The organism is Klebsiella sp. HMSC16A12 (genome assembly GCF_001808265.1).
Classification (GTDB): Bacteria; Pseudomonadota; Gammaproteobacteria; order Enterobacterales; family Enterobacteriaceae; genus Klebsiella; species Klebsiella pneumoniae.
Map to the genome: position 1 here is coordinate 190986 of NZ_KV792642.1, position 12490 is coordinate 203475.

The following is a 12490-nucleotide window of genomic DNA, read 5'->3' on the forward strand; positions in this document are numbered from 1 at the left end:
TCTCCTCATCCTGGAGAAAGGAAAGTGCGGTAAACTAGCGGTGTTTCAGAAAATAATCAGGAAGACTCATGAAGGAAAATAACGCGCTTTTGCGTCTCGACGGTGTGGGGTTTAAGACCGACGACGCCGTTATTTTACACAATATCAATTTTCAGCTTCGCGCCGGAGAATTCAAGTTGATTACCGGCCCTTCCGGCTGCGGGAAAAGTACCTTGCTGAAGATTATCGCCTCGCTGCTCAGCCCAACCTCCGGGCGCCTGTTCTTCGACGATGCGGATGTCGCGACGCTGTCGCCGGAAAGGTATCGCCAACAGGTCTCTTACTGCGCGCAGACGCCGGCCCTGTTCGGTGATTCGGTTTACGATAATCTGATTTTTCCGTGGCAGATCCGCAATAAACAACCGGATCCGCAGGCGCTGCTGGCCGACCTGCAGCGCTTTGGCCTTGACGAAAATATGCTGGAAAAATCCATTAACGAACTCTCCGGCGGGGAAAAGCAGCGCGTATCGCTGATCCGCAATCTACAATTTCTGCCGCGCGTGCTGCTGCTGGACGAAATTACCAGCGCGCTGGATGAAAGTAATAAACAGAATGTGAATGAAATTATTCATGGCTACGCAACGGAAAAACAGGTCGCTGTTCTGTGGGTCACCCACGATCGCAATGAAATTTCGCATGCCGATGAAGTGATTACGCTGCAACCTGCCGGCGGAAATATGCAGGAGGTACAGCATGAACGGGCATAACATTACGAACGAATCGCTGGCGCTGTCGATGGTGCTGGTGCTGATCGCTATTCTGGTCAGCTATCGGGAAAAGCTGGCGCTGGAAAAAGATATTATCTGGAGTATTTGCCGGGCGATCGTGCAGCTGATAATCGTCGGCTATGTGCTGAAATATATCTTTAACGTCAATCATGCGGTTCTGACGCTGTTGATGGTGCTGTTTATCTGCTTTAACGCGGCGTGGAATGCGAAGAAGCGCAGTAAATATATCGACAAAGCTTTTATCTCGTCGTTTATCGCCATCACTACTGGCGCTGGACTAACGCTGGCGGTACTGGTGTTTTCTGGCTCGATCGCCTTCGTGCCGATGCAGGTGATCCCGATTGCCGGGATGGTGGCCGGGAACGCCATGGTGGCGGTGGGGCTGTGCTACAACAATATGGGCCAGCGCTTCAGCAGCGAGCAGCAGCAGATTCAGGAGAAACTGAGCCTCGGCGCGACGCCGAAGATGGCCTCAGCGCGGCTGATTCGCGAGAGCATTCGCGCGTCATTGATTCCCACCGTCGATTCGGCGAAAACGGTCGGTCTGGTGAGCTTGCCTGGGATGATGTCGGGGCTGATTTTTGCCGGTATTGACCCGGTGAAGGCGATTAAGTACCAGATCATGGTGACCTTTATGCTGCTGTCGACCGCCAGCCTGTCGACGATTATCGCCGGCTATCTGACCTACCGGAAGTTCTTCAACGCCCGCCATCAGCTGGTTGTGACGCAGCTGAAAAAGCGCCCGTGAACGATCCCGGGTTGCGGCGTTCACGCCTTACCCGGGCTACTTAGGCTACGTTCCGCATAGTTCGCGTAGCCCGGATAAGCGCAGCGCTATCCGGGGAAGGCAACGGATTAGTACAGCAGCGAATAGAGCTGACGACGATATTTGGCGGCCAGCGCATCGCCGGTACCGAGGGCGGCGAGGATCTCCTGCAGCATCTTGCGCGCCTGGCCATCGCCGGCGCCTAAATCTTTCTGCAGATGGCTGAACAGCAGGGCCAGCGCTTCTTCATTACGCCCGACCTGATGCAGCTGCAGCGCCAGCTGGGAGGCCAACTGCGCATCCTCCGGATTCTGTTCCACCTGCTGCTGCAGCTGCTGGATTTCCGGGGTGTCGGCGGCCTGTTTGAGCAGCTCAATCTGCGCCACCAGACCCTGATAGTGGGTATCCTGATCCTGCAGAGGAATGGTTTTCAGCACGCTTTCCGCTTCATCGGAACGGTGCAGAGCAATCAGCGTTTCCGCCAGCAGCAGGCCAATCTGGCTTTCCTGATTCGACAGCTGCCAGGCTTCCTTCAGCAGCGGCAGGGCATCGGCGTATTTTTCTTCCTGCATCAGGGCCAGCGCCTGCTGAGCTTTCAGCTCCTCTTCACGGGGCAGTACTTTATCCAGCAGGGCGCGGATCGCTTCTTCCGGCTGCGGGCCTTCAAAACCATCCACTGGCTGGCCGTTCTGGAACAGATAAACCGTAGGGATGGCGCGCAGACCAAACTGTGAAGCGAGCATCTGCTCGGCGTCGCAATCGACCTTCGCCAGCGTGAACTGGCCGTTGTATTGGGCTGCCAGGCGCTCGAGCACCGGGGTCAGCTGTTCGCAGTGCTGGCTGCGGGCAGACCAGAAATAAAACAGCACCGGAACGTTCATGGACTGCTGTAGCGTCTGCTGCAGGTTCGCTTCGCTAATGTTGACAACATTCTGTTCGGACATGGGCATTTCTCGTTAGTCGATTTCTGTTTTACATGGGGGCGGCATTCCGCGCTTCAACTCAGCCGTGGATAATTTTGTCCATCGCGCGGGCAGGCAGCAGGCGCTTAAGCAGCGCCACCGCGTGGGTGACCAGGGTGACCGGATAGCGCAGCTTTGGTTTATCGCTGGTAAAAGCATGGCGCACTTTTTCCACCACCGCCTCCGGCCCGAGGGTAAAGCGGGCGGCGATACCCGGATTTTCTACGGGCTTATCGCTTTGCGTCTGGTTGACGTTATCGGTAAAGCGGGTGCGGATCGGGCCCGGTTCAATCAGGCTGACCTGAATACCGCTGTGGCGCAGCTCCATGCGCAGCGCGTCGGACCACGCCTCGAGGGCATATTTACTGGCGGCATAGGCTCCGCGGCCGGGACTGGCGATAAGCCCCATCACCGAGGAGGTCATCACGATGCGCCCTTCGCCGTGCGGCGTCATCGCCGGCAGTAGCAGCATGGTGAGCTGATGCGCGCCGAAAAAGTTAGCGGAAAATTGCTGTTCCATCTGCTGGCGGCTGATGGTGTTCAGCGGGCCATAGACGCCATACCCGGCGTTATTGAACAGGCCGTAGAGACGATTATCGGTCAGCGCAATCACCTCCGCTGCCGCGCGCTCCACGCTCTGCGGGTCATCCAGATCGAGCAAAATACCGGTTAGCCCCAGATCCTGCATCCGCGCGATATCCTCTGCTTTGCGGCAGGCCGCCAGCACGCGAAAGCCCTGGCGGGTTAAATCCAGCGCGCTTTCCAGACCAATTCCGCTGGAACAGCCTGTCACTAAAACCGTTTTTTGCATAACTTTACCTGTCAGCGACCCCTGGCGTTCAGGAGTCATGATTAACTAAGGGAGCCAGCCGCTTCGCCATCCAGTCGGCGATAAACGGCTGCGCGTCGCGATTTGGATGAATGCCGTCGTCCTGCATCCATTGCGGCTTGAGATAGACCTCCTCCATAAAAAAGGGCAGGAGAGGAATAGCGAACTCTTTGGCCAGGGCCGGGTAAATCGCGCCGAAGGCTTCATTATAGCGGCGGCCATAGTTCGCCGGCAGGTGAATTTGCATCAGCAGCGGCTCGGCGTTGGCCGCTTTGATATCTTTAATAATGGTGCGCAGCGTCTGCTCGGTCTGCTGCGGCGGAAAACCGCGCAGTCCGTCATTGCCGCCGAGCTCAACCAGCACCCAGCGCGGCTGGTGCTGCTTAAGCAGCGCTGGCAGGCGAGCCAACCCCTGCTGCGAGGTATCGCCGCTGATGCTGGCGTTCACCACCGGCGTTTTCGCCTGCCACTGCTCATTGAGCAGCGCAGGCCAGGCGGCGTTGGCCGCCATCCGATAGCCAGCGCTCAGGCTGTCGCCGAGGATCAGCAGCGTGTCCGCCGCCATCGCGCGGCAGGTAAACAGGAACAACAACAGGAAAGGCACATGCCAGCGGAAAACATACTTGAAGTTCATCATCTTAAGAAGTCCGTCGGTCAGGGGGAGCATCAGCTCTCCATCCTTACCGGAGTTGAGCTGGTTGTCAAACCGCGGCAGACCATCGCCCTGATCGGCGAGTCGGGTTCCGGTAAATCGACCCTGCTGGCGATCCTCGCCGGCCTCGACGATGGCAGCAGCGGGGAAGTATCGATGCTGGGCAAACCGCTGCACCGGATGGATGAAGAGGCGCGGGCGGCGCTGCGGGCGCAGCACGTTGGTTTTGTTTTTCAGTCGTTTATGCTGATCCCGACGCTCAACGCCCTGGAGAACGTCGAGCTGCCGGCGCTGTTGCGCGGCGCCAGCGATAGCCAGAGCCGGGGCGATGCCCGCGCGCTGCTTGAGCAGCTGGGACTTGGCAGACGCCTGCACCACCTGCCGGCGCAGCTCTCCGGCGGCGAACAGCAGCGGGTGGCGCTGGCCCGGGCCTTTAACGGGCGCCCGGCCATTCTGTTCGCCGATGAGCCCACCGGCAACCTCGATCGCCAGACCGGGGACAAAATTGCCGATCTGCTGTTCTCGCTTAATCGCGAACACGGCACCACCCTGATCCTCGTCACTCACGATCCGCTGCTGGCGGCGCGCTGCGATCGCCGTCTGCGCCTGGTGGATGGCCAGCTGCGGGAGGAAGCATGATCGCCCGCTGGTTCTGGCGCGAATGGCGCTCGCCGTCGCTGCTGATCGTCTGGCTGGCGTTAAGCCTCGCCGTGGCCTGCGTGCTGGCCCTGGGGTCGATAAGCGATCGGATGGAGAAAGGCCTTAGCCAGCAAAGCCGTGAGTTTATGGCCGGCGACCGTACGCTGCGCAGTTCGCGCGAGGTACCCGCCGAGTGGATCGCACAGGCGCGGAAGTCAGGGCTGACCGTCGGCGAGCAGCTGAGCTTTGCCACCATGACGTTCGCCGGGGATACGCCGCAGCTGGCGGACGTTAAGGCGGTGGACGACCGCTATCCGCTGTATGGCACCCTCGAGACGCAGCCGCCGGGGCTGAAGCCGCAGGCGGGGAGCGTGCTGCTGGCGCCAAGGCTGATGGCGCTCCTGAACCTGAAAACCGGCGATACGATTGACGTTGGCGATGCCACGCTGCGCATTGCCGGGGAGGTGATTCAGGAGCCGGATGCAGGGTTTAACCCCTTCCAGATGGCGCCGCGACTGATGATGAATATGGCCGACGTGGCAAAAACCGGGGCCGTGCAGCCCGGCAGTCGCGTCGCATGGCGCTATAAGTTCGCCGGCGACGCTGAACAGCTGGCCAATTATGAGCAGTGGCTGCTGCCGAAGCTCGGCCCGGAGCATCGCTGGATTGGCCTTGACCAGGACGACAGCGCGCTGGGCAAATCCCTCGAACGCTCGCAGCAATTCCTGTTGTTATCCGCGCTGTTGACGCTGCTGCTGGCCGTCGCCGCAGTGGCGGTAGCGATGAGCCACTACTGCCGCAGCCGCTATGATCTGGTCGCCATACTCAAGACGCTGGGCGCCGGACGGTCGCAGCTGCGCAAGCTTATCGTCGGCCAATGGCTGCTGCAGTTGACGCTGTCGGTGATAACTGGCGGGGTGGCGGGCCTGGCGCTGGAGCGTCTGCTGCTGCTGGTGCTCAAACCGGTGCTGCCCGCCGCGTTACCCGCTGCCAGCGGTTGGCCGTGGCTGTGGGCTATCGGGGCGACAGGCGTCATTTCCCTGCTGGTGGGCCTGCGACCCTATCGACTGCTGCTGGCGACCCTGCCGCTGCGAGTGCTGCGTCAGGATGTGGTGGCTAACGTCTGGCCGTTGAAAATCTGGATCCCGGCGGTTAGCGTCGTGGTGGTGGGCCTGTTGGCCTGGCTGCTGGGCGGCAGCCCGCTGCTGTGGTCGGTGCTGGCCGGGGCGGTAGTGCTGGCGCTGCTGTGCGGCCTGGTGGGCTGGGGATTGCTGTGGCTGCTCAAACGCCTGACGCTCAAAGCCTTGCCGCTGCGTCTGGCGGTGAACCGCCTGCTGCGCCAGCCGTGGTCGACCCTCAGCCAGCTGGCGGCGTTTTCCCTGTCGTTTATGCTGCTGGCGCTCCTGTTGGTGCTGCGCGGCGATCTGCTTGACCGCTGGCAGCAGCAGTTGCCCCCGCAGAGCCCGAACTACTTTCTGATCAATATCGCCCCTGAGCAGATAGTGCCGGTGAAGACCTTCCTCGCCGAACACCAGACGCGGGCGGCGGAATTCTATCCGATCGTCCGGGCCCGTCTGACGCAGATCAACGGTCAGTCCACGGACGGGAACAAAGACGAAGCGCTGAATCGCGAGCTTAATCTCACCTGGAGCGAACAGCGTCCGGATCATAATCCGCTGGTGGCCGGCGGCTGGCCGCCGAAGCCGGGCGAGGTATCGATTGAGGAGGGGCTGGCGCAGCGGCTGGGGATAAAGATCGGCGATACAGTGACCTTTACCGGCGATACCCAGGAGTTCAGCGCGAAGGTCAGCAGCGTGCGCAAAGTAGACTGGGAGAGCCTGCGGCCAAACTTCTTCTTTATTTTCCCCGCCGGGGCGCTGGACGGGCAGCCGCAGAGCTGGCTCACCAGCTTCCGCTGGGATAACGGTCCCGCGATGTTGACCCAGCTGAACCGCGAGTTTCCCACCGTCAGTCTGCTGGATATCGGCGCCATCCTGCGTCAGGTCGGCCAGGTGCTCTCCCAGGTCAGCCGGGCGCTGGAGGTGATGGTAGGCCTGGTGACAGCCTGCGGCGTGCTGCTGTTGCTGGCGCAGGTGCAGGTCGGTATGCGTCAACGCCATCAGGAGCTGGTGGTCTGGCGCACGCTGGGGGCAGGAAAATCGCTGCTGCGCGCTACGCTGTGGGCGGAGTTTGCCCTGCTGGGGCTGGTTTCCGGCCTGGTGGCGGCGACAGGCGCGGAAGTGGCGCTGGCGATGCTGCAGACGAAAGTCTTTGATTTTCCCTGGGCGCCGGACTGGCGCCTGTGGGTGTTGCTGCCGCTGACGGGAGCGGTGTTGTTATCCCTGTGCGGCGGCGGGCTGGGGCTGCGTCTGTTAAAAGGGAAAGCGCTATTCCGCCAGTTTAGCCAGTAAGAATATTGCATTTTGACGATGCGCCGCCGTTTTTGGCGGCGCTTTTATTTTAAACGCACAAATTGATAAATCATTGATTTTTAAGAGCACAAAACATTAAAAACCCAACAACACGCTATGCTGATTCGCGGTTAATATTCAACTGGAAAATATAAGGTGGCTTATTAATCAAGGAAAAACTATGGCACACACAATAAAAGCGCTGGCGATCTCGATCGGCGCAGCATTAGCGTTAACGTCATTGCCTTCCCACGCGGAGATTACGCTGCTGAAACAAGATCCGCAGGCGGGCGATCCGTTAAGCCGGCTTAACTTTACCGTCGGCGGCAGTATCCGGCCGCAGTTCAACATGATGACCGGCGATGGCGACAAAGGCTCCTATAAGCGTAACGGTTTTGACGGCGGCACCCGCTTCCGCTTCGCGGCGGATTACTACCTGTTCGATGATATTAGCTGGATCAGCTACTATGAGCTGGGCGTGAACATTCCGGCGCTGTTTGACTGGGATAACCACTACGCGGAAGGCGCGAACAATACCACCCGCCGCATGCTGTATACCGGCCTGAAAAGCGATACCTGGGGTACGTTAACCTACGGGCAGCAGAACAGCATTTACTATGATGTGGTGGGGGTGAAAACCGATATCTGGGACTACGATATGATCGGTCAGGCCCCGGGGAACGGTATTAATGGCGATTACGATGGCTCCTATCGTTCACGTAATATGCTGAAATATAAGAAAACTGTAGGTGATGTCGATCTTTACGGATCTTATCTGTTCGAAGACAGCGAATACCTGCCGGGTAACGGCCTGCGCTACAAGCGTAAAGGCGGTGGTTCTGTTGGCGCGGACTACCACATCATGAAGGATCTGACCTGGGGTACCGCGTGGAACTACACCCGCGCCGAAATGCGCGACCCGTCAAGCGCCGACAGCAAAACCTATGACCAGAATATCGTCGGTACCGCGCTGAGCTGGACCCCGGATAACTGGACCTTCTCCTTCGGCGGCGGCTGGTATCAGAACTTCCTCACCACCAAGAAAACCGATGTGCATAATTACTTTGCCGGTGACGCCTGGGGGATTGAATATTTTGCGGGCTATAAATTCCCGATCAATCAATACGCTGTTAAATCTATTCAGCCGTACTTTATGGGCGACCGTCTGGAATATGTGAACGGCCGCAACTATCAGCGTATCGATAACGGTCTGGGGATTAGCTTCCAGCTGGATTACGGTTTCCGCGTTGACTACGAACACGTGTTTACCTCCAGCACCGACAACCTTGGCGATATGAACCTGGTCCGTCTGCGCTACGACTTCTAAGCGGTCACAACTCCCCGGTCGCGCGCGCTTACCGTGGCTACAAATCGCGCCGACCGGTAGCCCGGCTAAGGCGTTTACGCCGCAAGCCGGGACAATAGAGCATGCGATTACTTCGCCAGCCAGGCTGCGACCTCCTGCCAGCTGCCGCGAAAGAGAATTTTCCCGGCTTTTTTCCCCAACTGATAGCGATACATCGGGTCGTAGTATTCTTCCAGCAGCGGTACCAGCCAGGCAAAGTGCGCCTCGGTGCTGGCGGTGCGCTGCTGCTGCACCAGCGCCTCATCGAGCCGTTCAGTGAGCTGAGCAAAACGCTGCAGCCCCAGGCGACGGCGGATGGCAAACAGGCCGTGATGCAGATACTCGCCGTATGCCTGCCAGCCTTTCTCTTCGCCATACGCGGCGATAAAGTCGCGATACATGCGATCGAAATACTCTTCGCGCAGCCGTTCGAGGCGAACGTCAAACGGATCTTCCACCACCGCCAGCGGCGACTGCGCCATGCGGAGGCGCAGGCTCTCCGGTAGATGATTGGCGCCGATCATATGGCCTTCATCTTCCAGCACCCAGCGGGTCTGCTGTTCGGCTTTTTTAAGCAGGCTGACCGCCAGGTGGTTTTCAAAGGTGGCCTGCGGATGCTGATCCTGCAGGGTTCGACCGAATGAAGAACCGCGGTGATGAGCAAGCCCTTCCAGGTCGATACCGTCCGGGTGCGAGCAGACCAGTTGAGTTTTGCCGTTGCCGGTACAGCCGCCAATCAGCACGATCGGCCGCTGCACCAGGTCGTCGGTGGCCTGGATCGCCGCCTGGCGTAGCGCCTTATAGCCGCCGACGATCAGGGGGTAATCCACGCCAGCTTCTTTCAGCCACTGCTGGACGATATGCGAGCGCTGGCCGCCGCGGGCGCAGCACAGGTAACCGTGCGGGTAACGGGCGCACGCTTCCAGCCACGCCTGAGTACGGCTGGCGCGCAGGTCACCCTGGACCAGTTTATGGCCGAGCGCCAGCGCCGCTTCCGGCCCCTGGCGCTTGTAGCAGGTGCCGACCGCGGCGCGTTCTTCATCATTCATCAGCGGCAGGTTGATCGCCGCCGGCATCGCGCTTTGGCTAAACTCCACCGGGGCGCGTACGTCAATCAGTGGCGTATCGCTGGCGAGAATGGCGCGATAATCCGTCCCATTGGTCATGGGGTATCCTCTGAAGTCAAAACAGAAATGAGCTTTACAGCAAGGGGGGGATTGTACGCGCCTCAAGGTGTGCCGGGGAAGGGGATAGATCAAATCCCCGGCACGAAGGGCTTAGCTGAGCTGCGATTGCGCCCAGACCAGGCCGCTGGTGTACTCCGGCGGCAGCAGCGGCTTGATCGCTTCCAGCGTCGCGCTCAGGCGATCGGTATCGCTGTCGGTGAGGTTCAGGTGGCCGACTTTACGACCCGGGCGCACCTCTTTGTCATACCAGTGCAGGTGCACCAGCGGCAGCTTCAGCCAGTCGTAGTTAAGATCGGTGCCGATCAGGTTGATCATCACCGACGGGTTGTTGACCACCGGTGGCGGCAGCGGCAGGCCGGTAATCGCCCGCAGATGCAGCTCGAACTGGCTGATAGACGCCCCGTTCTGCGTCCAGTGGCCGCTGTTGTGCACCCGCGGCGCCAGCTCGTTAATCAGCAGCCCCTCGGCGGTAACGAAGCACTCCATCGCCATCACGCCGACATAGTTCAGCTCGTTCATGATCGCCGTCAGCATGCTTTCCGCCTGTTCCTGCTGGCGAGCGTTGGCCTGCGGGAAGGCGACGCTGGCGCGCAGAATACCGTCCTGATGCAGGTTACGGGTCAGCGGGTAGAAGACGGTGCTACCGTCATGAGCGCGGGCGCCCACCAGCGATACCTCGCCGGAGAAGTTAATCCCCTGCTCGACGATGCACTCGCCGTAGTTATCGGCCGGTAGCTGATCGATCTCGTTTTCCCGCAGACGCCACTGGCCGCGGCCGTCGTAACCGCCAACGCGACGCTTAACGATCGCCAGTTCGCCAAGGCGAGCAAACACCGCCGGCCACTCGCTTTTATCCGCCAGCAGCTGCCACGGGGCGGTGGCGAGGCCAAGCTTGTCAAACAGCTGCTTTTGCGTCAGGCGGTCGGCGATAATCGGGAAGACATCGCGGTTGACGAACGCCGGGTGGCGGGCCAGCTCGCGGGTGAGGGCGGTTTCCGGCCAGCGTTCAATTTCTGCCGTGATGACGCTCTGCTGGAACGGCACCGCTTCCGGGTCGGCTTCCAGCCCCACCGGCCAGACGGCGATGCCCAGCGGCTCGCCGGCCTGGCGCAGCATACGGCCTAACTGGCCGTTACCGAGCACGCATACCTGTTTCATGCCGCACCCCGCGGATCCGGATTATCCAGCACTTCATCGGTTTGCGCCTGACGCCAGGCGCTCAGGCGCTGGTGCAGTACTGTATCATGCTGGGCAAGGATCTGCGCGGCGAGCAGGCCGGCGTTCGCAGCGCCAGCTTTGCCGATGGCCAGGGTACCGACCGGAATGCCGCGCGGCATCTGCACAATGGAGTAGAGGCTGTCGACACCGCTTAAGGCTGCGCTCTGAACCGGTACGCCGAGCACCGGCACCAGGGTTTTCGCCGCAATCATGCCCGGCAGATGCGCCGCGCCGCCTGCTCCTGCAATAATCACCTGATAACCGTGGCTTTCGGCGCTTTCAGCAAAGCTGAACAGCTTATCGGGCGTGCGGTGGGCGGAGACCACTTCGACATGGTACGGAACGTTCAGGGCATCAAGGATTTCTGCGGTAAATTGCATGGTAGCCCAGTCGCTTTTGGACCCCATCACGATGGCGATACGCGCCGAATTATTGCGGGAAGACATGCGTCTTAAAACTCCTGTGGGTGTGTTTCACACTGCTTTAGAGGCCACAGAGAATAGCATGAACTGCCAGCAAGGAAAACGGTTGCGTGCGCATGGTTAGCCGTCTTTTGTCTCGCCTGGAGGTGATGGCGTGGGTGCCTGATTGACCTTTATCTCCCTCATGATACAGGTGATAAGCAGCACTAACCCCCACGGGAGCATCAGGGTGCCCATAAGCAGTAAATAGATTTGTACCAGCCGGCTATCGTGAGGGCGGGTGCAGAGCAAATAAATGGCATAAAAATAGATAGCCCACGCCAGCATCGCACACCAGACAAACGTCAGCGTGTTGCCGATAACGACGCCGATTAAGGCGATATAACTTACCCCTAACGGGTTGAGGATCGCGATGATCATTCCCCACATCAGCGGCTGACTCCACTTTTTCCTGCTCATGCTCGTTCCTTGAGAGTGACGTTGTGGAAGACTAGCATGCAGGGCGGGGGGAAGCGCGCACCTTCGCCCGGGCAAAAGGCGCTTTCGGAATTGTACTCGCGCAGGAATTAGAACGGAAAGTGGATTAGTTCGACGTCGTCCGGCGTCACCTTGACCATCGAACCTTCGCTGTGCCAGGCGCCAAGTACCACACGCCATGCGGGTTGGCCGTTGGCCTGCAGTTCATGAACCGCCGGGCGATGGGTATGGCCGTGGATCAGCCACTGCACGTGATGCCGCTCCATCGCGTCAACTACCGCCTGTGGATTTACATCCATAATTTCCATTGATTTACTGCTGTTGGCGGCTTTGCTGTCGGCGCGCATGCGGGCGGCGATGCGACGGCGAATAAACAGCGGCAGGGCCAGGAACAAACGCTGGATCCACGGGGTGTGGACTTTGGCGCGAAACGCCAGATAGCCTTGGTCATCGGTGCACAGCGTGTCGCCATGCATGATCAAGACTTCACGGCCATAGAGGTCCAGTCGCTCTTCTTCGGCGAGCAGGATCATCCCGCTCTGGCGGGCAAAGCGCTGGCCGACGAGAAAATCGCGGTTGCCATGGATGAAGTAGCACGGCACGCCGGCGTCGACGACGGCTTTGATTGCCGAGGCAATTTGTTGGTGCAGCGGGTTAGGATCGTCATCGCCGATCCATGCCTCAAACAGATCGCCAAGGATATACAGAGCGTCTGCCTGGCGGGCTTCGCCCTGTAAAAAACGCAGAAAACCGGCGGTGATCGCCGGTTCTTCTGTTTGCAGGTGCAAATCTGCAATAAAAAGTGTCGCCACGAA

Annotated in this window: 14 protein-coding genes; 5 read left to right on the forward strand and 9 right to left on the reverse strand. The window is 59.6% G+C overall.

Annotation, left to right across the window (positions count from 1 at the left end; genetic code table 11):
- Positions 1–68 precede the first annotated feature (68 nt).
- Both fetA and fetB read left to right on the forward strand, forming a co-directional pair.
- Positions 69–746 (forward strand): iron efflux ABC transporter ATP-binding subunit FetA, encoded by a 678-nt coding sequence (gene fetA / locus HMPREF3140_RS22660; RefSeq protein WP_004177224.1) that lies wholly within the window; start codon positions 69–71, stop codon positions 744–746.
- The gene (gene fetB, locus HMPREF3140_RS22665; RefSeq protein WP_004177223.1) at positions 733–1515 is read left to right on the forward strand and encodes an iron efflux ABC transporter permease subunit FetB; all 783 of its coding nucleotides are present in this window, start codon (positions 733–735) and stop codon (positions 1513–1515) included. Before fetA ends, fetB begins: the two co-directional genes overlap by 14 nt.
- Positions 1516–1622: 107 nt before the next feature.
- Here the strand turns inward: fetB and HMPREF3140_RS22670 are convergent, their stop codons facing one another.
- Genes HMPREF3140_RS22670 through tesA form a run of 3 tightly spaced genes read right to left on the reverse strand, consistent with a single transcriptional unit; the run spans position 1623 to position 3958 of the window.
- A complete protein-coding gene (locus HMPREF3140_RS22670) occupies positions 1623–2477 on the reverse strand; it encodes a co-chaperone YbbN (RefSeq protein ID WP_032410941.1) in 855 nt (284 codons plus the stop codon).
- A gap of 58 nt (positions 2478–2535) precedes the next feature.
- Complete coding sequence (locus HMPREF3140_RS22675; protein WP_004223104.1) at positions 2536–3345, reverse strand: SDR family oxidoreductase; 810 nt, start codon at positions 3343–3345, stop codon at positions 2536–2538.
- A complete protein-coding gene (gene tesA / locus HMPREF3140_RS22680) occupies positions 3335–3958 on the reverse strand; it encodes a multifunctional acyl-CoA thioesterase I/protease I/lysophospholipase L1 (protein ID WP_004196998.1) in 624 nt (207 codons plus the stop codon). The genes HMPREF3140_RS22675 and tesA overlap by 11 nt, the downstream gene beginning before the upstream one ends.
- Between tesA and ybbA the strand changes: the two genes are divergently transcribed.
- Positions 3929–4615, forward strand: a complete 687-nt coding sequence (ybbA, locus tag HMPREF3140_RS22685) for a putative ABC transporter ATP-binding protein YbbA (RefSeq protein ID WP_004151324.1) — start codon at positions 3929–3931, stop codon at positions 4613–4615. The genes tesA and ybbA overlap by 30 nt on opposite strands.
- The gene (ybbP, locus tag HMPREF3140_RS22690) at positions 4612–7026 is read left to right on the forward strand and encodes a putative ABC transporter permease subunit YbbP (RefSeq protein WP_064185833.1); all 2415 of its coding nucleotides are present in this window, start codon (positions 4612–4614) and stop codon (positions 7024–7026) included. Before ybbA ends, ybbP begins: the two co-directional genes overlap by 4 nt.
- Here the strand turns inward: ybbP and HMPREF3140_RS28965 are convergent.
- Positions 7003–7116, reverse strand: coding sequence for a hypothetical protein (locus HMPREF3140_RS28965; RefSeq protein ID WP_032410945.1), 114 nt, complete (start codon positions 7114–7116; stop codon positions 7003–7005). The two genes, ybbP and HMPREF3140_RS28965, sit on opposite strands and share 24 nt — an antisense overlap.
- A 91-nt stretch (positions 7117–7207) precedes the next feature.
- Here HMPREF3140_RS28965 and HMPREF3140_RS22700 point away from each other — a divergent pair, with 91 nt between their 5' ends.
- Positions 7208–8353: a porin gene (locus HMPREF3140_RS22700; protein ID WP_004142997.1), complete on the forward strand. Its 1146-nt coding sequence runs from the start codon at positions 7208–7210 to the stop codon at positions 8351–8353.
- 107 nt (positions 8354–8460) lie between these two features.
- On the opposite strand, the gene mnmH is transcribed toward HMPREF3140_RS22700, so the two are convergent.
- The 5 genes from mnmH to lpxH form a co-directional block, all read right to left on the reverse strand.
- Entirely contained in the window at positions 8461–9537 is a 1077-nt protein-coding gene (gene mnmH / locus HMPREF3140_RS22705) for a tRNA 2-selenouridine(34) synthase MnmH (protein WP_032410946.1), read from the reverse strand.
- Positions 9538–9648: 111 nt separating this feature from the next.
- Positions 9649–10716, reverse strand: a complete 1068-nt coding sequence (purK, locus tag HMPREF3140_RS22710; RefSeq protein WP_032410948.1) for a 5-(carboxyamino)imidazole ribonucleotide synthase — start codon at positions 10714–10716, stop codon at positions 9649–9651.
- The gene (gene purE / locus HMPREF3140_RS22715; protein ID WP_020802618.1) at positions 10713–11222 is read right to left on the reverse strand and encodes a 5-(carboxyamino)imidazole ribonucleotide mutase; all 510 of its coding nucleotides are present in this window, start codon (positions 11220–11222) and stop codon (positions 10713–10715) included. Before purE ends, purK begins: the two co-directional genes overlap by 4 nt.
- A 96-nt stretch (positions 11223–11318) precedes the next feature.
- Complete coding sequence (locus HMPREF3140_RS22720) at positions 11319–11657, reverse strand: hypothetical protein (RefSeq protein WP_004893771.1); 339 nt, start codon at positions 11655–11657, stop codon at positions 11319–11321.
- A 107-nt stretch (positions 11658–11764) separates the two neighbouring features.
- Entirely contained in the window at positions 11765–12487 is a 723-nt protein-coding gene (lpxH, locus tag HMPREF3140_RS22725; RefSeq protein ID WP_004151320.1) for a UDP-2,3-diacylglucosamine diphosphatase, read from the reverse strand.
- Between the last annotated feature and the right edge of the window lie 3 nt (positions 12488–12490).

Excerpts from the sequence above, each read along its gene's own strand:
- fetA (WP_004177224.1), top strand. The coding sequence starts at position 69 with ATGAAGGAAAATAACGCGCTTTTGCGTCTCGACGGTGTGGGGTTTAAG.
- fetB (WP_004177223.1), top strand. The coding sequence starts at position 733 with ATGAACGGGCATAACATTACGAACGAATCGCTGGCGCTGTCGATGGTG.
- HMPREF3140_RS22670 (WP_032410941.1), bottom strand. The coding sequence starts at position 2,477 with ATGTCCGAACAGAATGTTGTCAACATTAGCGAAGCGAACCTGCAGCAG.
- HMPREF3140_RS22675 (WP_004223104.1), bottom strand. The coding sequence starts at position 3,345 with ATGACTCCTGAACGCCAGGGGTCGCTGACAGGTAAAGTTATGCAAAAA.
- ybbA (WP_004151324.1), top strand. The coding sequence starts at position 3,929 with ATGCCAGCGGAAAACATACTTGAAGTTCATCATCTTAAGAAGTCCGTC.
- tesA (WP_004196998.1), bottom strand. The coding sequence starts at position 3,958 with ATGAACTTCAAGTATGTTTTCCGCTGGCATGTGCCTTTCCTGTTGTTG.
- ybbP (WP_064185833.1), top strand. The coding sequence starts at position 4,612 with ATGATCGCCCGCTGGTTCTGGCGCGAATGGCGCTCGCCGTCGCTGCTG.
- HMPREF3140_RS22700 (WP_004142997.1), top strand. The coding sequence starts at position 7,208 with ATGGCACACACAATAAAAGCGCTGGCGATCTCGATCGGCGCAGCATTA.
- mnmH (WP_032410946.1), bottom strand. The coding sequence starts at position 9,537 with ATGACCAATGGGACGGATTATCGCGCCATTCTCGCCAGCGATACGCCA.
- purK (WP_032410948.1), bottom strand. The coding sequence starts at position 10,716 with ATGAAACAGGTATGCGTGCTCGGTAACGGCCAGTTAGGCCGTATGCTG.
- purE (WP_020802618.1), bottom strand. The coding sequence starts at position 11,222 with ATGTCTTCCCGCAATAATTCGGCGCGTATCGCCATCGTGATGGGGTCC.
- HMPREF3140_RS22720 (WP_004893771.1), bottom strand. The coding sequence starts at position 11,657 with ATGAGCAGGAAAAAGTGGAGTCAGCCGCTGATGTGGGGAATGATCATC.